Source organism: Nocardia sp. NPDC005978 (genome assembly GCF_040614455.1).
Lineage (GTDB): Bacteria > Actinomycetota > Actinomycetes > Mycobacteriales > Mycobacteriaceae > Nocardia.
On record NZ_JBEXUS010000015.1, the window covers coordinates 29568 to 52111 of the forward strand.

Annotated in this window: 1 protein-coding gene (only partly in view); it reads left to right on the forward strand. The window is 71.1% G+C overall.

Features of this window, described 5'->3' with window-relative positions; translation table 11 throughout:
- Positions 1 to 22544 carry the 5' portion of a non-ribosomal peptide synthase/polyketide synthase gene (locus ABZ319_RS09685; RefSeq protein ID WP_354985927.1) on the forward strand. Its footprint extends 21718 nt past the window's final position, so only the first 22544 of its 44262 coding nucleotides appear in the window; the start codon lies at positions 1 to 3; its stop codon lies off the right edge, out of view.

Sequence of the window (22544 nt, forward strand, 5' to 3'; positions counted from 1 at the left end):
TTGGACCGGCTAGATTTCGGCGGCAACGACGAAGCTGGCAGCGAAATCGCGCCGGGATCGGGCGAGGCTTTCCCGCTGTCGCCCGCTCAGCTGGGCATCTGGTACGCCCAGCACCTCGACCCGCAGGTGCCGATCAATATCGCGCAGTTCGTCGAACTGCGCGGCGAGATCGACGTCCCGCTGCTCGAAGCCGCCATGGTCGAAGCCTCCCTCGAGGTCGGTTCCGGCTTCCTGCGCATCGTCGAACGGGACGGCGAGCCGCTGCAGGTCGTCGATCCCAGCCTGGATCGCACCATTCATCGCGCCGACTTCCGGTCCGAAGCGGATCCGCGTGCGGCCGCCCTGGCCTGGATGCGCGCCGATTACAGCCGTCCGATGGACATCACCGCCGATCGCCTGATTCGCGGCGCGGTGCTGCACGTGGGCGAGGACCTCTACTACTGGTACGCCCGCGTCCACCACATCGTGCTCGACGGCTTCGGCGCCATGACCTACATGAACCGGGTCGCCGAGGTCTACACCGCCCGTTTCCACGGCACCGAACTCGCGCCCAGCAAGGCCACCGACCTGAGCACGCTGGTCGAGCAGGAGTTCGCCTACCGCGACAGCACCCGTTTCCAGGGCGACAAGCAGTACTGGACCGAGCGCGTCGCCGGTCTGGAGGACGGCACCAGTCTGTCCGGGCGCTCCGCCCCGCCGGCGGCCATCAACGGCATCGCCACGGCCGCGCTCACCGACGATCAGACCGCCCTGCTGGACGACGCGGTCGCGCGGCACGAGAACTCGCCCGCCGGTCTGCTGATCGCGGGCTTCGCGGCGTACCTGGCGCAGTGGACCGGGTCCGAGGACGTCATCCTCAGCCTGCCGGTGACCGCGCGCACCACCGCCGCCATGCGCCGCTCCGGCGGCGCGGTGTCGAACATCGTGCCGCTGCGCCTGCGCGTGGGCTACGGCACCACGGTGAGCGAACTGCTCAAGGCCGTCACCGTCGAGGTGTCCGGCGCGCTGCGTCATCAGCGCTACCGGCACGAGGACATTCGCCGCGACAGCGCGGGCGAGGGCGTGGTGACCCGGGAGTTCTTCGGTCCCTGGGTCAACATCATGATGTTCCACAACGAGGTGACCCTCGGTGACGTGACCGGTGAGCTGAGCGTGCTCTCCACCGGCTCCATCGAGGATCTCGGCGTCAACCTGTACCAGTCCCGGGGCGGCGCGCGGAACCACATCGACTTCGAGACCAACCCCAACCTGTACTCCGAATCCGAGACGGCGCAGCATCATTCGCGCTTCCTCGAGTTCTTCGACCGCTTCCTCGAGGCGGGCGCCGAGCAGCCGGTGTGGGGTCTGCCCATCACCACCGCCGCCGAGCGCACCCGCAGCCTGCTGGAGTGGAACGAGTCCGGCCACGAGGTCCCGGACACCACGCTGCCCGCGCTGCTGGACGCCCAGATCCCGCTGACGCCGGACAATATCGCCCTCGAGTTCGAGGGCGAGACGCTGACCTACGCCGAGTTCGGCGCGCGCGTCAACCGGCTGGCCCGCTTCCTGATCGCCGACGGCGTCGGCCCGGAATCGCTTGTCGCACTGGGCATGCGGCGCTCGCTCGACCTGGTGATCGGCATGCACGCGGTGCTGCGCGCCGGTGGCGCGTACGTCCCGATCGATCCGGATCACCCGGCCGATCGCACCGCCTACATCCTCGAGTCCGCGGCACCGGTCTGCGTGCTGACCACCGCGCGCGACGAGCTCGAACTGCCGGAGTCCGTGCGGCGCTTGGAGATCGACACCCTCGATGTGTCGGACCACCCCGACGCCCCGGTGACCGACGCGGATCGCCTGGCCCCCCTGCGGCCGTTCAACACCGCGTACGTCATCTACACCTCGGGTTCGACCGGCCGCCCCAAGGGCGTCGCGGTCACCCACCACGCCATCGTCAATCAAGAACTGTGGATGCTCGACGAGTACGGGCTCACCGCGGACGATGTGTACCTGCAGAAGACCGCCACCACCTTCGACGTCTCGCTGTGGGGTTACTTCCTGCCGCTCATGGTGGGCGCGAAGCTGATCATCGCCACGCCGGACGGGCATCGCGACCCGCTGTACGTGGCCGAGACCATCCACCGGCACGGGGTCACCGTCACCGACTTCGTGCCGTCCATGCTGACGGTCTTCGTCGCGCACGCCACCGCGGCCCAATGCGCCACGCTGAAGAGCGTTTTCGTCATCGGCGAGGCGCTGCCGCCCGAGACCGGCGCGAGCTTCCGCGCCATCAGCGGCGCGGGTCTGCACAACCTGTACGGCCCGACCGAGGCCGCGGTCTCGGTGACCTACTGGGAGAACACCGCCGCCGACGCCGTCACGGTGCCCATCGGCGTGCCCGAATGGAATGTCGAAGTCTACGTGCTGGATTCGCGGCTGCGCCCGGCCGCGATCGGCGCGGCCGGCGAGCTGTACCTGGGCGGGCGGCAGCTCGCGCGCGGGTACAAGGGCCGCCCGGATCTGACCTCGGATCGGTTCGTGGCGAACCCGCTGTCCGATGGCGGCGAGCGCATGTACCGCACCGGCGACCTGGTGCGCTGGACCATCGCGAGTGACGAGTCCGGCACGTTCGGCGCGCTGGAGTACATCGGCCGCACCGACTTCCAGGTGAAGTTCCGCGGTCAGCGCATCGAGCTCGGCGAGATCGAGACCGATCTGCTCGCGCATCCGACCGTGAGCCAGGCCGCGGTGCTGGTCATGGACACCGCCACCGGTCAGCAGCTGGTGGCCTACGTGGTTCCGGTGCCGGGCCAGAGCATCGATCCGGCCGCGCTGACCCGCTTCGCGGCGGAGAAGCTGCCGACCTACATGGTCCCGGCCTCGATCATGGTGCTGGAAGCCTTCCCGCTCAACACCTCCGGCAAGCTGGACCGCAAGGGCCTGCCCGAGCCGGTGTTCAGCGCGGACGCCGCCGGTTACCGCGCCCCACGCACCGCCGCCGAGGAGATCGTGGCGGGCGTGTTCGCCGACGTGCTCGGGCACGACCGGGTCGGCGTGGACGACAACTTCTTCGATCTGGGCGGCAACTCGCTGGTCGCCACCCAGGTGGTGGCCCGTGTCTCGGCCGCCTTCAGCACCCGGATCGGCGTGCGCGCGCTGTTCGAGACCCCGACCGTGGCCGGGCTGGCCGCGCGGGTGGAAGCCGAAGGCCCGTCCGATGTTTCGGCGCGGCCCCCGCTGGTGGCCCAGCAGCGCCCGGCGCGGGTGCCGCTGTCGCTGGCGCAGCAGCGCCTGTGGTTCATCAACCAGTTCGATCCCACCTCGCCCACCTACAACCTGCCGTTCGTGGTGAGTCTGCGCGGCCGGGTCGATCTGCCCGCGCTGACCGCCGCGCTCATGGACGTGGTGGAGCGCCAGGAGGCCCTGCGCACCATCTTCCCCGAGTCCGGTGACGGCGGCTTCCAGCAGCTGGTGCCCGCCGACGAGGTGGACCTCGGCATCGCCGTGCGCACCATCGCCGCCGACGAATTGCCCGGCGTGCTCACCGAATTCGCGGCCACCGGCTTCGACGTGACCACCGAGCTGCCCATCCGGGTGCGCGTGTACGAGATCGCGAACGACGGCTCGGACCCCGAGTACGCCGTCGCCTTCGTCGTGCATCACATCGCCGCGGACGGTGTGTCGTTCGGGCCGCTGGCGCGCGACATGATCGCCGCCTACCTGGCCCGCGTCGGCGGGGTCGAGCCCGGCTGGGCGCCGCTGGCGGTCCAGTACCAGGACTACAGCATCTGGCAGCGCGAGCTGCTCGGCGCGGAGTCCGATCCCGAGTCCATGGCCGCGCGCCAGATCGCCTACTGGCGTTCGACTCTCGCCGGTCTGCCCGATCAGCTCGACCTGCCCTCGGATCGGCCGCGCCCGGCCGAACCGAGTTTCGGCGGCGGCCGGGTGCGCTTCGACATCGACGCGGAGCTGCACCGCTCGCTCACCGACCTGGCGCGCGCCCAGGGCGTCAGCCTGTTCATGGTCATGCACGCCGCCATCTCGGTGCTGCTGGCCCGGTCCAGCGGCACCGGCGACATCGCCGTGGGCACCCCGATCGCCGGTCGCGGCGAGCAGGCGCTGGACGACCTGATCGGCATGTTCGTCAACACCCTCGTGCTGCGGTCGGAGGTGGACGGCGGCGAGCGGTTCAGCGACTTCCTCGCGCGCACCCGCGAGTCGGACCTGTCCGCGTTCGCGCACGCCGACGTGCCGTTCGAGCGCCTGGTCGAGGTGCTCAACCCGGCGCGCTCGCAGGCGCGTCATCCGCTGTTCCAGGTGATGCTCTCCTTCCAGGAGATGTCGCACGCCACGGTCGAGCTGCCGGAGCTGGCGGTCACCGCCGAAGAGCTCGAAGTCGACATCGCCAAGTTCGATCTGCAGTGGACGCTCACCGAAAGGCGCGGCGGCGCGGGCGAACCGCAGGGCATCGAGGCGGTGGCGCAGTACGCCACCGACCTGTTCGACGAAGCCACCATCGTCACCTTCACCACCCGGCTGCGGCGCATCCTGGAGACGGTCACCGCCGCCCCCGACAGCCTCATCGGCGATATCGACCTGCTCGAATCCGCCGAACGCGCGCTGGTCACCGGCGAATGGACCTCCGCGGGACCCGATGTCGCGCGCGAATCCACGCTGCTGGAGCTGTTCGACGCCACCGTGCGCACCCATCGCGATCGCACCGCGGTCGTCTTCGAGGGCGAGCGCCTGACCTACGCCGAACTCGACGAGCGCGCTAATCAGCTGGCGCGCGCGCTGATCGGCGCGGGCGTGCGGCCCGACACCCTGGTCGCGGTGGCGCTGCCGCGCTCGACCGAACTGGTCGTCGCCCTGCTCGCCGTGCTCAAGGCCGGCGGCGGCTATCTGCCGGTCGATCCGACCTACCCGGCCGAGCGCATCGAGTTCATGCTCTCGGACGCCGAGCCGATCTGCGTCGTCAGCACCCTGCGGCACGAGATGTCGCTGCCCGCGGCGGTTCCCGTGCTCGCGGTGGACGATCCCGAACTGGCACTGGTGGATTCGGCTCCGATCTCGGACGCCGAGCGCCCGGTCGCGCTGCGCCCGGAGAACATCGCCTACGTCATCTACACCTCGGGCTCGACCGGCCGTCCCAAGGGCGTGCTGATCCCGCACCGGAACGTGGTGCGGCTGTTCGACAACACCGACGCCTGGTTCGATTTCGACGAGAACGACGTGTGGACCATGTTCCACTCGTACGCCTTCGACTTCTCGGTCTGGGAACTCTGGGGCCCGCTGCTGTACGGCGGCACCCTGGTCGTGGTCGACTACTTCACCTCGCGGTCCCCGGAGCAGTTCCTGGAACTGCTGCAGGAGGAGCGGGTCACGGTCCTGAACCAGACCCCATCCGCGTTCTACCAGCTGGCGGAGATGGATCGCGCCGGGCGCGGCACCGCCCCGCTGGCGCTGCGCTATGTCGTGTACGGCGGTGAGGCGCTGGAACTCCGGCGTCTGAACGAGTGGTACACGCGGCATCCCGACGACGCGCCGCGCCTGATCAACATGTACGGCATCACCGAGACCACGGTGCATGTCACGTACCGCCCGCTCGATCGCGCCGCGGTCGCCGCGGCCAACGGCAGCCTCATCGGCCAGGCGATCCCGGGCCTGCGGGTGTACCTGCTGGACCGCCGACTGCGGCCGGTGCCGGTGGGCGTGCCGGGCGAGATCTACGTCGCCGGTGAGCAATTGGCGCGCGGCTACCTGGGCCGGGCGGACCTGTCCGCGGGCCGGTTCGTCGCGAGCCCGTTCGGGGATCCCGGCGCGCGGCTGTACCGCTCGGGCGACGTCGCCAAGTGGAGCGCCGACGGCGACCTGGTGTACCTGGGCCGTGCCGACGATCAGGTCAAGGTGCGCGGCTTCCGCATCGAGCTCGGCGAGATCGAGGCGGCGGTGCTGGCGCACCCGCAGGTCAGCCAGGCCGCGGTCATCGTGCGGCCGGACGACCGGCTCGGCGATCAGATCGTGGCCTACCTGGTGCCCGCGGTGGGCGTCATGGACCTGGACGCGGTCAAGGCCGGACTGCAGCGCAATCTCCCGCCGTACATGGTGCCCTCGGCCTTCGTGCTGCTGCGTGAGATCCCGCTGACCCCCAACGGCAAGCTCGATCGCCGCGCCCTGCCCGCGCCCACCTTCGAGGTGCGCGAATTCCAGGCTCCGGCAACGCCGATCGAGGAGATCGTCGCCCAGATCTTCGCCGAGGTGCTCGATCTCGGGCCCGGCGCCCGGGTCGGCGCGCACGACGACTTCTTCGAGCTCGGCGGCAACTCGCTGATCGCCACGCAGGTGGCGGCCCGCCTGGGCACCGCGCTGGACACCAAGGTGCCGGTGCGCATGCTGTTCGAGGCGTCCGGGGTGGCCGCGCTGGCCGCCCGGGTGGAGTCGCAGGTCGGCGCGGGCGCGCGCAAGGCGCTGGTGGCCCGCGAACGTCCCGCCGACATCCCGCTTTCCCTTGCGCAGCAGCGCATGTGGTTCCTGAACCGGTTCGACACCGCTTCCGCGGTGAACAACATCCCGGTCGCCATCCGGCTGTCCGGTGATCTGGACGTCGCGGCCCTGCAGGTCGCGGTCATCGACGTCATCGACCGGCACGAGTCGCTGCGGACGGTCTTCCCCGAGACCCCGTACGGCCCGGTGCAGCAGGTCCTGGACGCCGCCCAGATCGTGCCCGACCTGACCCCGGTGCTGGTCACCGAGGACAACCTGGTCGATCACCTGGTCGAGCTGGCCACCATGGCCTTCGACGTGACCGGCGAAGTGCCGATGCACGCGGCGCTGTTCGAGATCAGCGAGACCGAGTACATCCTCGGCATGGTGGTGCACCACATCAGCGCCGACGGCTGGTCCATGGGCCCGCTGGCCCGCGACGTCATGGTCGCCTACGCCGCGCGCACCTCGTGGGAGGCCCCGGCCTGGTCCGAACTGCCGGTGCAGTACGCGGACTACTCGCTGTGGCAGCGCGAGGTGCTGGGTTCGGAGGACGATCCGGATTCGCTGATCGCCAAGCAGATTCGCTACTGGGCCGACACCCTGGCGGCGCTGCCGGACGAGCTGGTGCTGCCCTCCGATCGCCCGCGCCCCGCGGTGGCGAGCTACCGCGGCGGCACCTACCCGTTCGCCATCTCGGCGCAGACCCAGCAGCACCTGGTGGAGCTGGGCCGCCGGCACAACGCCTCGCTGTTCATGGTGTTGCACAGCGCCCTCGCGGTGCTGCTGGCCCGGTTGTCCGGGACGCAGGACATCGTCATCGGCACGCCGGTGCACGGCCGCGGTGAGGCCGCGCTGGACGACCTGGTCGGCATGTTCGTCAACACCCTGGTGCTGCGCACCGAGGTGGAGTCGGGCCGGACCTTCGCCGATCTGCTGGCCCAGGCCCGCGACACCGACCTGCACGCCTTCGCGCACGCGGACGTGCCGTTCGAGCGCCTGGTCGAGGTGCTGAACCCGGCCCGCTCGCAGTCGCGGCATCCGCTGTTCCAGGTCATGCTGACCTTCCAGAACACCCGCCAGGCCAGCCTGGAACTGCCCGGGCTGTCGGTCAACGGCGTGGACTACGACGCCGAACTGGCCAAGTTCGATCTGCAGCTGACCCTGCAGGAAGCGCAGGGCCCGGACGGCGAGAACGCGGGCATGTCCGCCGAGTTCTCCTACGCGCGTGACCTTTTCGACGAGGACACCATCGCGGCCTTCGCGCGGCGGCTGGATCTGATCCTGGCCGCCGTGGTGGCTGATCCGGAACGGCCGCTCGGCGACATCGATCTGCTCGCCGACGATGAGCGCGAACAGGTGCTCGCGGGCTGGAACGACACCGCGTACGACCTCGCCCGCGCGCTGCCGGTCGGCATGCGACCGGAGGCCGCGACGCTGGTGTCGCTGTTCCAGGAACAGGCGCTGAGCAGCCCGGATTCGATCGCCGTCGAATTCGAGGGGACAGCTCTGTCCTACGCCGAGTTCGCCGCGCGGGTGCACCGGCTGGCGCGCAAGCTCATCGCGTCCGGCGTCGGCCCGGAATCGCCGGTGGCCCTTGCCATCCGGCGCTCGACCGACCTGGTCGTGGCCATGTACGCCGTGCTCGAGGCCGGCGGCGCGTACGTGCCGCTGGATCCCGATCAGCCGGACGAGCGCATCGATTACGTGCTGGACACCGCCCGCCCGGCCGCGATCCTGACCACCGGCCGGGACGATTTCGTGACGGGGCGCAACGTGCCCGTGCTCGAGATCGACACGCTGAACCTGGACGGGTACTCGGCCGCTCCGGTCACCGATGCCGAACGCGGACAGGCGATCTCGCCAGAGAACACCGCGTACGTCATCTTCACCTCCGGCTCCACCGGCCGCCCCAAGGGCGTCGCGGTCGAGCACCGCGCCATCGTGAACCGCCTGCTGTGGATGCAGCACGAGTACCCGATCGACGCGAGCGACGCCGTCCTGCAGAAGACCCCGGCCACCTTCGACGTGTCGGTGTGGGAGTTCTTCTGGCCCCTGCAGACCGGCGCGCGCCTGGTCGTGGCCAAGCCGGACGGCCACCGCGATCCTGCGTACCTCGCGCACCTCATCGCCGAGGCCGGAATCACCACCGCCCACTTCGTGCCCTCCATGCTCGCGGTCTTCACCGCGGCCCTCGAAGGGCAAACTCTCGATGGGCAATCCCGCGATGGGCAATCCCCGCCTGTTCGCGGCGCGTCTCGTTCTGGACTGAGTGGAGCGGGGGAGCGAAGCGGAGGAGCGGAGGGAGGGAAGAACGAGACCTCCAGCGCCGCGAACCCGCCGGAGCGAAGCGGAGGCCAAGAACTCCGTCTCCGCCAAGTTTTCGCTTCGGGTGAGGCGTTGCCCGCGCCGACCGCGCAGAAACTGCGCGAGCTGACCGGTGCGCGCCTGCACAACCTCTACGGCCCCACCGAGGCCGCGGTCGACGTCACGTACCACGAGGTCGTGGACGCCGACACCGTCGCGGTGCCGATCGGCCGGCCCGTCTGGAACACCCGGACCTACGTCCTCGACGCGCGCCTGAACCCGGTCGCCCCGGGTATCGCGGGTGAGCTCTATCTGGCGGGCGATCAGCTCGCGCGGGGCTACCTGGGCCGCCCGGACCTGTCCGCCGATCGCTTCGTGGCCGACCCGTTCGGCGACTCGGGTTCGCGCATGTACCGCACCGGCGACCTCGTCACCTGGACCACGGCCGGTGAGCTGAACTACCTGGGCCGCACCGACTTCCAGGTGAAGCTGCGCGGTCTGCGCATCGAACTCGGCGAGATCGAGGCCGCGCTGCTGGCCGAACCCGGTGTCGCCCAGTCCGTGGTGGTGGTGCGGACCGACGCGCACGCCGGCGATCAGCTGGTGGGCTACGTGGTTCCCGACGCGGAGTCCGTCGTCGACGCCGACGCGGTCAAGGCCGCGCTGGGCCGGTCGCTGCCGGCCTACATGGTGCCCGCGGCCCTGGTCGTGCTGGACGCCTTCCCGGTCAACGCCTCGGGCAAGCTGGACCGCCGGGCCTTGCCCGCGCCGGTCTTCGAGACCAAGCGCTTCCGCGCGCCCTCCACGCCCATCGAGGAGATCGTCGCGCAGATCTTCGCCGATCTGCTCGGCGCCGACCGCATCGGCGTGGACGACGACTTCTTCGAGCTCGGTGGCAACTCCCTGGTCGCGACGCAGGTCGTGGCCCGGCTCTCGGGTGCGCTGAAGGCCGAGATCGGCGTGCGCGCGCTGTTCGAGGCCCCGACCGTGGCGGCCCTGGCCGCGCGGGTCGAGTCGCACGCCGGAACCGGTGTGCGCCAGGCGCTCACCGCCCGCACCCGCCCCGAGTACCCGCCGCTATCGCTCGCCCAGCAGCGCATGTGGTTCCTGAACCGCTTCGACACCGATTCGGCCGCGAACAACATCCCGGCGGCCGTGCGGCTCTCGGGCGCACTGGATCTGGACGCGATGCGGGCCGCGGTCGCGGACGTGGTCGCGCGGCACGAGTCGCTGCGCACGATCTACCCCTCGCACGAGGGCCGCGCGTACCAGCGGGTGCTGCCCACCGCCCGCGCGGTGCCGCAGCTCGACGTGACCGAGGTGGCCGCTGCCGAACTGCTCACCGCGGTACGGGGTTTCGCCGGGCGCGGATTCGACGTGACGGCGGAACCGCCGGTGCGCGTGCGCGCTTTCCGGACCGCCGCCGACGAGCACGTGCTCGTGCTGGTCGCCCATCACATCGCCGCCGACGGCTTCTCGATGAACCCGCTGGTGCGCGATCTCATGACCGCCTACGTGGCGCGCAGCGGCGGCGAGGCGCCCGGCTGGGCCGAATTGCCGGTGCAGTACGCCGATTACGCGCTGTGGCAGCGCGAAACCCTGGGCGCGGAGGACGATCCGCGTTCGCTGAGCACCGAACAGCTCGACTACTGGCGCGAGACCCTGGCCGGGCTGCCGGACGAACTGCGCCTGTCCGTCCGGCCGCGCCCGGCGGTGGCCACCTACGCCGCGGGCACGCACCGGTTCCAGGTGCCCGGCGAGCTCATCGGCGGGCTGACGCGGGTCGCGCAGCAGCACGGCACCACGCTGTTCATGGTGGTGCACAGCGCTTTCGCGGCGCTGCTGGCGCGCTCCAGCGGCACCGACGACATCGCCGTCGGCATCCCGGTGGCCGGTCGTGGCGAGCAGGCGCTCGACGACCTGGTCGGCATGTTCGTCAACACCCTGGTGCTGCGTTCGCCGGTGGACACCGCCGCGAGCTTCGCCGATCTGCTCGGCACGGTGCGCGAGCGCGACCTGCAGGCGTTCGCGCATGCCGATCTGCCGTTCGAGCGTCTGGTCGAGGTGCTCAACCCGGCCCGTTCGCAGGCGCGCCATCCGCTGTTCCAGGTCATGCTCTCCTTCCAGAACCTGGGCCGGACCGCGCTGGAACTGCCGGGCCTGCGGGTCGCCGAACTCGAGATCGACCAGCAGACGGCCAAGTTCGATCTGCAGCTGACGCTGAGCGAGGTCGCCGACGCCGCGGTGGACCGTGCGCCCGCCGCCGGTGACGCCGCCGCCATGGAGGCCGAACTCGTCTACGCCACCGACCTTTTCGACGCCGCGTTCGCGGATGCGTTCGCGCAGCGTTTCGTGCGCATGTTGACCGCGGTGGTGGCCGATCCGGCCGTGCGCGTCGGCGATGTGGAACTGCTGCTGGATCACGAGCGCCAGCGGGTCCTGCACGGCTGGAACGACACCGCGTTCGAGCTGGACGCCGCGCTGCCGGACGTCGCCGAGGGCGCGGCCCAGACCCTGGTCGCGCTGTTCGAGGCGCAGGTCGCGCAGACCCCCGAGGCGACCGCGGTCACCTTCGAGGGGACGAGTCTGTCCTACGCCGAGTTCGCCGCCCGGGTGCGCAAACTCGCGCGCCGGCTCATCGCCGCGGGCGTCGGCCCGGAAACCTATGTGGCGCTGGGCATGCGCCGCTCGATCGATCTGGTGGCGGGCATGTACGCCGTCACGGTCGCCGGCGGCGCGTACGTGCCGCTGGATCCGGATCATCCGGCCGAGCGCACGCAGTACATCCTGGACACCGCCCGCCCGGTGTGCGTGCTGACCTCCGGAGCGGACCTGGAAGGCATCGCGGCACAGCAGGTTCGCATCGACGAGCTGGATCTGTCCGGCTTCGCCGACACCCCGCTGAGCGACGCCGAGCGCCGGACCCCGCTGCGCCCGGGCAACACCGCCTACGTCATCTTCACCTCGGGTTCGACCGGCCGCCCCAAGGGCGTGGCGGTTTCGCACGCCGCGATCGTCAACCGCCTGGTGTGGATGCACGCCCAGTACGGGCTGGCCGGCCACGACGTGGTGCTGCAGAAGACCCCGGCCACCTTCGACGTGTCGGTGTGGGAGTTCTTCTGGCCGCTGCAGGTCGGCGCCCGCCTGGTGATCGCCAAGCCGGACGGCCACCGCGATCCCGCCTACCTGCTGGGCGTCATCGACGAAGAGGGCATCACCACCGCCCACTTCGTACCGTCGATGCTCGCGGTCTTCGTCGCGGCCCTGGACCCGGCGCAGCGGAGCGGAGGCAAGAACTCCAACCTGCTCAACGTGTTCGCCTCCGGTGAAGGGCTGCCCGCCACCACCGCGCAGCAGTTGCGCGCACTGACCGGTGCGCGCCTGCACAACCTGTACGGCCCGACCGAGGCCGCGGTCGACGTCACCTTCCACGAGGTCGTCGACGCCGACACGGTGAGCGTGCCGATCGGCGCACCGGTCTTCAATACCCAGGTGTACGTGCTGGATTCGCGGTTGCGGCCGGTTCCGGTGGGTGTCGCGGGTGAGCTCTACCTGGCGGGCGATCAGCTCGCGACGGCCTACGTGGCGCGCCCGGACATCACCGCGGATCGCTTCGTGGCCAACCCCTTCGCGGCGAACCAGCGCATGTACCGCACGGGTGACCTGGTGGTGTGGACCGGTACCGGAGAACTGGAGTACCTCGGCCGCACCGACTTCCAGGTGAAGCTGCGCGGTCTGCGCATCGAGCTCGGCGAGATCGAGGCCGCCGTGGCGGCGCTGCCCGCGGTCGCCCAGTCGGTGGTCGTGGTGCGAGCCGACGAGCGCACCGGCGATCAGCTGGTGGCCTACCTGGTGCCCGCCGACGGCGCGATCGACACCGAGAGCGTCAAGAACGAACTGTCGCAGCGGCTTCCGGCCTACATGGTGCCCGCGGCCTACGTGGTGCTGGACGCCTTCCCGCTCAACGCCTCGGGCAAGCTGGATCGCAAGGCGCTGCCCGCCCCGGCCTTCGCGGCCAAGGTGTACCGCGCCCCGGTGACGCCGGTGGAGCAGACCGTGGCGGGCGTGTTCGCCGACGTGCTCGGCGGCGAGCGCGTGGGCCTGGACGACGATTTCTTCGAGCTCGGCGGCAACTCGCTCGTGGCCACCCAGGTGATCTCGCGACTGTCCGCCGCGCTGGATGCCGACATCCCGTTGCGCGCGCTGTTCGAGACCGCCACGGTGGCCGGGCTGGCGGCGCAGCTGGAGTCGCGCGTCGGCACCGGCAGCCGGGCGCCGCTGGTACCGCAGGAGCGGCCCGCGCCCACCACCCTGCCCACCGGGGAGACGGTGGCGCTGGCGCCGCTGTCGCCGGCGCAGCAGCGCATGTGGTTCCTCAACCGGTTCGACAACCGGACCGCGGTGAACAACATCCCGGTGGCGCTGAAGCTGACCGGCGCCATCGACCTCGACGCGCTCGGGGCGGCCGTCGGCGACGTGCTGGCCCGGCACGAGGCACTGCGCACGGTGTATCCCGAGGTCGCCGGCGACGGCTTCCAGCGGGTGCTCGATCCCGCCGAACTCGACTTCCAGGTGCGGTCCGAGACGGTCACCGCGAGCGAATTGGTCTCGCGCATCACCGAACTCGCCACCGTGTACTTCGACGTCACCCGCGAGCTGCCCTTCCGCGCGACGGTGCTGAGCCTGAATCCCGGCGAGCACGTGCTGGTGCTGGTGCTGCACCACATCAGCGCGGACGGCTTCTCGCTGCGGCCGCTGCTGCGCGACGTGGTGGGGGCGTACCTCGCCCGTGGCGGCGGGCAGGCGCCGGACTGGGCGCCGCTGCCGGTGCAGTACGCCGATTACGCGCTGTGGCAGCGCACGGTGCTCGGCGTCGAGAGCGACCCGGAATCCATCGCGGCCCAGCAGGTGTCCTACTGGTCCGAGCAGCTGCGCGATCTGCCCGAGCAGATCGAACTGCCCGCGGACCGCCCGCGTCCCGAGGTCGCCAGCAACGCCGGCGGCACCTACGAGTTCGCGGTCGACGCCGAACTGCACCGGGCGCTGACCGCGCTCGCGCGCGAACACGACGTCACGCTGTTCATGGTGCTGCACGCCGCGCTGGCGACGTGGTCCGCGCGCCTGTCCCGTTCGATCGACGTCGCGGTCGGCACGCCCATCGCGGGGCGCGGTGAGCGCGCGCTGGACGACCTCGTCGGCATGTTCGTCAACACCCTGGTGCTGCGCACCCCGGTGTTGCCGGACAACACCTTCCGGGAATTGCTCGCCGAGGTGCGGCGCACCGACCTGGCCGCCTTCGCGCACGCGGACGTGCCGTTCGAGCGGCTGGTCGACGTGCTGAGCCCGGTGCGCTCGCAGGCCCACCATCCGCTGTTCCAGGTCGCGCTGACCTTCGAGGCGGCGTCCGCCGCGGGCCGCGAATTCGGCGCCGCCAAGGACTCGATCGCCCTCGAACTGCCCGAACTCGCGGTCGAGCCGGTCGAATTCGACGCCGGCACCGCGAAGTTCGACGTACAGCTGACCGTGGGGGAGCGGGCCGACGGTTCGCTCGGCCTGTCCTGGAACTACGCCACCGATCTGTTCGATCCCGAGACCGTGGCCTCGTTCGCCGAGCGCCTCGTCCGAATCCTGCACGCGGTCACCGAGGATCCGGCCGTCCTGCTCGGCGACATCGATCTGCTCGGCGAGAGCGAGCGCCTGGACGTCTCCGAGCGCTGGGTCTCGGCGGGCGCGGACATCGTCGCGCTGGCCGACGCCGCGCGCCTGACGGCCGCGGCCACCACCGGCGCGGTCACCCGCAGCATCGCCGAGAGCGTGTTCGGCTCGGACACCGGTCTTTTCGCCGATCCGGTCGGTGCGCTGACCGGTCCGTTCGCGGCGTCCGAGGCGACCCTGTCCGGACTCTTCGATCGGGCCGTGTCCGCGCATCCGCAGCGGATCGCCGTGCGCTTCGGCGCGGACGAGCTGACCTACTCCGATCTGGACCGGCGCGCGAACGTGGTCGCGCGCAGGCTGATCGAGGACGGTGCGGGCCCGGAGTCGCTGGTCGCGGTGCTGCTGCCGCGCTCGCTGGACCTGGTCGTCGCGCTGCTCGCGGTCATCAAGACCGGCGCGGGCTACGTGCCGGTCGATCCGAGCTACCCGGCCGATCGCATCGCCTTCGTGCTCGAGGACGCCCGGCCCACCAGCGTGGTGCTCGATTCCACCGTGCAGGTGCGGGTGCCGGCCGGACTGCCCACCGTGCTGCTGGACGGCTACGGCGTGGAAGCCGGCGACATCGAGGACGCCGAGGACGGGCCGATCACCGACGCCGATCGGATCGCCCCGCTGCACCCCGATCACGTCGCGTACGTGATCTACACCTCCGGTTCCACCGGCCGCCCCAAGGGCGTCGCGGTGGCGCACCGGAACGTGGTGCGGCTCATGGCCAATACCGATCGGGAGTTCGGTTTCGGACCGGACGACGTGTGGACGCTGTTCCACTCCTACGCCTTCGACTTCTCGGTCTGGGAGCTGTGGGGACCGCTGCTGTACGGCGGCACCCTCGTGGTGGTCGACTACTACGTCTCGCGCTCGCCGGAGCAGTTCCTGGAACTGCTGCGCCGCGAACGGGTCACCGTGCTCAACCAGACGCCGTCGGCGTTCTACCAGCTGGCCGAGGCCGATCGCATCGCGGGCGGCGGAACCGGCCCGGACGCGCTGGCGCTGCGCTACGTGATCTTCGGCGGCGAGGCCCTCGAACTGCGCCGGCTCTCGGATTGGGTTGCCCGGCACGGTGACTCGACCCCGTACCTGGTGAACATGTACGGCATCACCGAGACCACGGTGCACGTCTCGCACCGTGTGCTCGACGCCGACACCATCGCCGCCGCCACCGGCAGTGTGGTCGGCCGCGCCATCGCCGGCCTGCGGGTGTACGTGCTCGACGAGCGCCTGCATCCGGTGCCGGTGGGCGTCGCGGGCGAGATGTACGTCGCCGGTGCGCAATTGGCGCGCGGCTACCTGGGCCGCCCGGACCTGACCGCGGCCCGGTTCGTAGCCGCTCCCTTCGGTACCGACGGCAGCCGCCTCTACCGCTCGGGCGACGTCGCGCGCTGGAACCGCTTCGGCGAGCTCGAATACCTCGGGCGCGCGGACGATCAGGTCAAGGTGCGCGGTTTCCGCATCGAGCTCGGCGAGATCGAGGCCGCCGTCCTGGCGCAGACGGGCGTGGCCCAGGCCGCGGTCATCGTGCGCGAGGATCAGCCGGGCGATCAGCGCATCGTGGCGTACGTGGTGCCCGAGACCGGCGAAACCGTCTCCGAGACCTGGCTGCTCGCGGTGCGCGACGGTGCGGGGGATCGACTGCCCTCCTACATGGTGCCCGCCGCGGTGGTCACCCTCGACGCCATTCCGCTGACCGTCAACGGCAAGCTCGATCGCCGTGCCCTGCCCGCCCCGGCGGTGCAGGCGCGCGCGTTCCGCGCGCCGGAGACCCCGACGCAGGAGACGGTCGCCGCCGTCTTCGCGGAGGTCCTGGACCTGCCGCGGGTCGGCCTGGACGACGACTTCTTCGACCTGGGCGGCAACTCGCTCATCGCCACCCGGGTGGTCTCGCGCATCGGCGCGGCTCTGGACACCACGGTCGCGGTGCGCACGCTCTTCGAGGCGACCACGGTCGAATCCCTCGCCGCGCGTATCGAATCGCACGCCGACGGCGCGTCGCGCGCCAAGCTCGTGGCGCGCCCGCGCGTGCCCGGCGCGCCCGCGCCGCTGTCGTTCGCGCAGCAGCGCATGTGGTTCCTGAACCAGTACGACACCTCCTCGGCGGCCTACAACCTGCCGCTGGCGATTCGCCTCACCGGCGAACTCGACACCGCCGCACTGGAACTGGCCGTCGCCGACGTGGTTCGCAGGCACGAGTCGCTGCGCACCCGCTACCCCGAGCACGGCGGCACGCCGATGCAGGTGGTCGTGCCCGCCGAGCAGATCGCCCTGGATCTGCGCCCGGTCACGGTCGCCCCGGCGGCGCTGATCGACACGGTGACCGCCTTCGCCACCGTCGGATTCGATGTGGCGGACCAGGTTCCGCTGCGTGCCCGGCTGTTCCGGGTGGGCGCGCCCGCCGCCGAGGGCGAGCCCGAGGCCGGTGGCCGCGAGCACGTCCTGGTGGTCGTGGTGCACCACATCGCCGGTGACGGCTTCTCCATGGCCCCGCTGTCCCGCGACGTGATGGTGGCCTACTCCGCGCGCACCCAGGGTGCGGTGCCCGGCTGGGCTCCGCTCGCGGTGCAGTACGCCGACTTCGCCGTCTGGCAGCGCGAAGTGCTCGGCTCGGAGGAGGATTCGGGCTCGATCATGGCCCGCCAGGTCGGATACTGGCAGCGGGTGCTGGCCGGTGCGCCGGAGGAGCTGGCGCTCCCGACCGATCGCCCACGGCCCGCGGTGGCCACCCACCGCGGCGCGACCGTGCAGCGGGCGCTGAGCCCCGAGCTGATCGGCGCGCTGGAGGAACTCGCCCGCGGGCGCGGCTCCTCGCTGTTCATGGTCATGCACTCCGCGCTGGCGGTGCTGCTGGCCCGGCTGTCGGGCGGTGACGACATCTCGGTCGGCACCCCGGTCGCCGGCCGCGGCGAGGCCGCGCTGGACGACCTGGTCGGCATGTTCGTCAACACCCTGGTGCTGCGCACCGGGATCGATCCGGCGGAGTCGTTCTCCGACCTGCTCGATCGCGCCCGGCACGCCGACCTGGACGCCTTCGGCAACGCCGACGTGCCGTTCGAGCGGCTGGTCGAACTGCTGGCCCCCGAGCGGTCGCAGGCGCGCAATCCGCTGTTCCAGGTCATGCTGGCCTTCCAGAACCTGGATCGCGCCGCCCTCGAGCTGCCGGGCCTGAGCGTCGCCGCGCTCGACCTGGACGAGAACATCTCCCGGTTCGATCTGCAATTCACGCTGTCCGAACAGGATTCGGGCATGGCGCTGGCGCTGACCTACGCCGCCGACCTGTTCGACGCGGACACCGCCGCCGGTTTCGCGCAGCGCTGGCTGCGGGTGCTCGAGGCCGTCGCCGCGAACCCGGAGATCCCGGTCGGCGCGATCGACATCCTCGATCGGGACGAGCGCGCCGATCTGGTCGCGCGGCACGGGCTGCCCGCGATCCCGGCAGCGACCCTGCCCGACCTGCTGGCCGCGGCCGTCGCGCGCGATCCGCGCGGAACCGCCGTCCGCTTCCAGGGGACAGGTCTGTCCTACGCCGAGCTTGACTCTCGCTCGAATCGCCTGGCGCGCTTGCTCATCGACCGCGGCATCGGCACCGAGAACCTGGTCGCCATCGCGGTGCCGCGCTCGGACGATTCGTACTTCGCCGAATGGGCCGTCACCAAGACCGGCGCGGCGTTCGTGCCGGTCGACCCGAACTACCCGGCCGACCGCATCGCGCACATGGTCACCGACTCGGGCTCCCCGGTCGGCCTGACCGTCGCGTCCGTGCGCGCGGATCTGCCCGATTCGGTGGAATGGCTGGTCCTGGAGGATCTGGACCTCGACGGCGTCGCCGCCGAAGCGATTTCCGACGCGGACCGGGTGCGCCCGCTGCGCCCGGAGCATCCGGCGTACGTCATCTACACCTCCGGCTCCACCGGCCTGCCCAAGGGCGTGGTGGTCACGCACGCCGGTCTTGCCAACTTCAGCGTCGAGCAGGCCGAGCGCTACGCGCTCGATTCCTCCTCGCGCGCACTGCATTTCGCATCGCCGTCGTTCGACGCGTCGATTCTCGAGTTCCTGCTGGCGATCGGCGCGGGCGGCACGCTCGTCGTCGTCCCGCCGGGCGTGTACGGCGGTGACGAGCTCTCGGAGCTGATCCGCTCCGAAGGCGTCACGCACGCGTTCATCACCCCGGCCGCACTGGCGACCTTCGATCCCACCGGCCTGGACTCGCTGCGGGTGCTGGTCGCCGGCGGCGAGGCCGTCCCGGCGGATCTGGTCGCCAAGTGGGCGGTCCCGCTGGCGGACGGCACGATTCGCGCCTTCCACAACGGGTACGGCCCGACCGAGACCACGATCATGACCAACATCAGCGACGCGCTGGTGGCGGGTGATCCGGTCACCATCGGCGGTCCCACCCGCGGCATGCAGTCGCTGATCCTGGACAACCGGCTGCGCCCGGTTCCGGTCGGCGTCGCGGGCGAGCTCTACATCTCCGGCATCCAGCTGGCGCGCGGCTACCACGCCCGCCCGGCCCTGACCGCGGATCGCTTCGTCGCCAACCCGGCCGTGCCGGGCGCGCGCATGTACCGCACCGGTGACGTGGTCCGCTGGACCCGCACCGGCGAGGTCGAGTACGTGGGCCGCTCGGACTTCCAGGTCAAGGTGCGTGGTTTCCGCATCGAACTCGGCGAGATCGACGCGGCGCTGGCCGCGCACGACAGCGTGGACTTCGCGGTCACCGTCGGCCACAAGAACGCCGCCGGCGCGACCTCGCTGGTGTCGTATGTCGTTGCCGCGCCGGGACAGTCGATCGACATCGCCGCGGTGACCGCGTTCGTGGAGCAGCGCCTGCCCGCCTACATGGTGCCGTCCGCGGTCATGGTCATCGACCGGGTGCCGCTGACCCCGGTCGGCAAGCTGGATCGCAGGGCGCTGCCCGAACCGGTCTTCGCCACCGAGGTCGTCTTCCGGGCGTCGCGGAACGCGCTGGAGCACACCATCTCCGAGGTGTTCGCCGAGGTGCTGGGACTGGAGCGGGTCGGCATCGACGACTCCTTCTTCGCGCTGGGCGGCGATTCCATCGTCTCGATCCAGCTGGTGTCGCGGGCGAAGGCGCGCGGGGTGGTCTTCAGCCCGCGCGACGTGTTCGAACAGCGCACCGTCGCCGGGCTGGCCGCCGTCGCCGAAACCGCGGACGCCCAGGGTGATTCGGCGCCGAAGCTGCTGGAACTGCCCGGCGGGGGCGTCGGCGTCATGCCGCTCACCCCGGTGGTGCGGTTCATGGTCGAGCGCCCCGGCGCGTTCGGGCGCTTCAACCAGACCATGGCCCTGGAGCTGCCGGTCGGCATCGACCGCGCGGGCATCGCCGCCACCGTCGGCGCGGTCATCGACCGCCACGACATGCTGCGGGCGCGCCTGCGCCGGGTGCCGGGCGCGGACTGGATCGTGGAGACGGCCGCGGCCGGGGCCGTCGATGTGGACGCGCTCATCGACCGCACCGAGTTCGACGCCGCCGCGAGCGACGCCGAACTGGTCGAGATCGCCTCCGCCGCACTCGATGCCACCCTCGACCGGCTCGACCCCACCGCGGGTGTGGTGATCCGGTTCGTGTGGCTGGTCCCGAGCGACGGCTCGCGCGCGGGCCGCCTGATCGTGGCCGCGCACCACCTGGTCGTGGACGGCGTCACCTGGCGCGTCCTGGTGCCCGATTTCGTCACCGCCTGGGGACAGCTGGCCGCCGGGCAGTCGCCCGAGCTGGTCGCGCCCGAGACCAGCATGCGCACCTGGGCGCACGCGCTCGAACGCGAGGCCGCCACCGAATCGCGGGTGGCCGAACTCGAGTTCTGGCGCGGCGTCGTCGACGGTCCGGATCCGCTGCTCACCGCGCGGCCGCTGGACCCTGCGGTCGACGTCACCGCGGTGCTGGACAAGCACCGGGTCGAGCTGTCCGCCGAGGTCACCAGGTCGCTGCTGACCACCGTGCCCGCGCTGTTCCACGGCGGCGTCAACGACGGTCTGCTGACCGCGCTGGCGCTGGCCGTCGCGAAGTGGCGCTCCGGCCGGGGCGTCGCCGCGGGGGACGACTCCGCGCTCATCCGGCTGGAAGGCCACGGCCGTGAGGAAGAGGTCGTGCCCGGCGCGGACCTGTCCCGCACCGTCGGCTGGTTCACCGCCATCTTCCCGGTCCGCTTCGAGCTGTCGCGGATCGACGTGGACGCCGCGCTGGCCGGCGGCCCGGCCATGGGCCACGCCATCAAGGCGATCAAGGAGCAGCTGCTCGCGGTGCCGGACAAGGGCATCGGCTACGGCCTGCTGCGCTACCTGAACCAGGCCACCGCCGATCAGCTGCCGGCGCGGCTGCCCGGCCAGATCAGCTTCAACTACCTGGGCCGGGTCAACACCGCCGAGGTGCCCGAGGCGCTGCGCGGCTTCGGCTGGATCCCGGCCGCCGAGCTGGCCGATCTGGGCGGCGCGTACGACGCCGACATGCCGGCCATGGCCCCGCTCGACATCAACGCCATCGTGGTCGGCGATCACCTGACCGCCAATATCGGCTACCCGAGCACGCTGCTGGACGCGGCCGACGTCGCCGAGTTCGGCGCGCTGTGGGTCGCCGCGCTGGAAGCCGTTGCGCGGCATGCGGAATCGGCGCAGGCCGGTGGGCATACGCCGTCCGACTTCGGGCTGGTGCGCATCGCCCAGCGCGACATCGACGGCTGGGAACAGCGTTTCGGCGTCATCGACCAGGTGTGGCCGCTGTCGGCGCTGCAGTCGGGTCTGCTCTTCCACGCCCAGCTGGCGGCCACCTCGGTGGACGTCTACACCGCGCAGGTGGTGCTGACCCTGACCGGGCGCGTGGACGCGGACCGCCTGCGCGCGGCCGCGCAGGCGCTGCTGGACCGGCACGAGATCCTGCGCACCGCCTACGTTTCCGACGCCGCCGGTGTGCCGGTGCAGGTCGTGCTGGACAAGGTGCACGCGGCCTGGGCACAGCACGATCGCACCGAGACCGGGTACGCCGGTGACATTCTCGAAGCCGATCGCGTGCAGCGTTTCGACCTCACCGAACCGCCGCTGATCCGCTTCACCCTGGTGCAGACCGCCGCCGACGAGTGGCAGCTGGCGGTGGCGAACCACCACATCCTGCTCGACGGCTGGTCCATGCCGCTGCTCATGCAGGACCTGCTGGTGCTGTACGCCACGCATGCCGACGCCGCGGTGCTGCCGCCCGTGCGCTCCTACCGCTACTTCCTGGAATGGGTTGCGCAGCAGGACCGTACGGCTTCCCTCGACGCCTGGAAGCACTCCCTGCGCGGGGTCTCCGAGCCGACCCTGCTCACCCGGCCCGACGCCGGGCGGGAGATCACCGCGCTGTCCGGCGAGTACTTCTTCGAGCTGGACGAGACCGCCACCGCACGCCTGACCGCGCTGGCCGCGGACATCGGCGTCACCCCGAACACCGTGCTCCAGGTCGCCTGGGGTCTGCTGCTCGGCCGGCTCACCGGCCGCGAGGACGTCCTGTTCGGCACCACCGTCTCCGGGCGTCCCGCCCAGCTCACGGGCGTGGAATCCATGGTGGGCCTGTTCATCAACACCGTGCCGGTGCGGGTCGCCTTCGATCCGTCCGAGTCGGCGCGCGCGCTGCTCACCCGCACCCAGGGCGAGCAGGCCGACCTGCTGGACCACCACTACGTCGGCCTGGCCGACATCCAGTCGGCGGCGCGCATCGGCGGGCTGTTCGACACCCTGGTGGTGTTCGAGTCCTATCCGGTCGACGCCGAGGGGATCCGGGCGCAGGCCGCCGACATCGACGGCATGGGGGTCACCAACCTCGAGGCCGCCGACGCCACCCACTACCCGCTGACGCTCATCGCCCAGCTGGACACCCGCCTGCGCGTGCGCGCGGGCTACCTGCGGGATCTGTTCGACGAGGCCACCGTGCGCCGGATCGCGGATCGCCTGATCCGGGTGCTCACCGCCATCACCGCGAATCCGGCCGCCGCGGTGGGCGACATCGAGCTGCTCGACATCTTCGAGCGCGAGCAGGTGGTGTCCGAATGGAACGACACCGCCTACGACGTGGACACCGT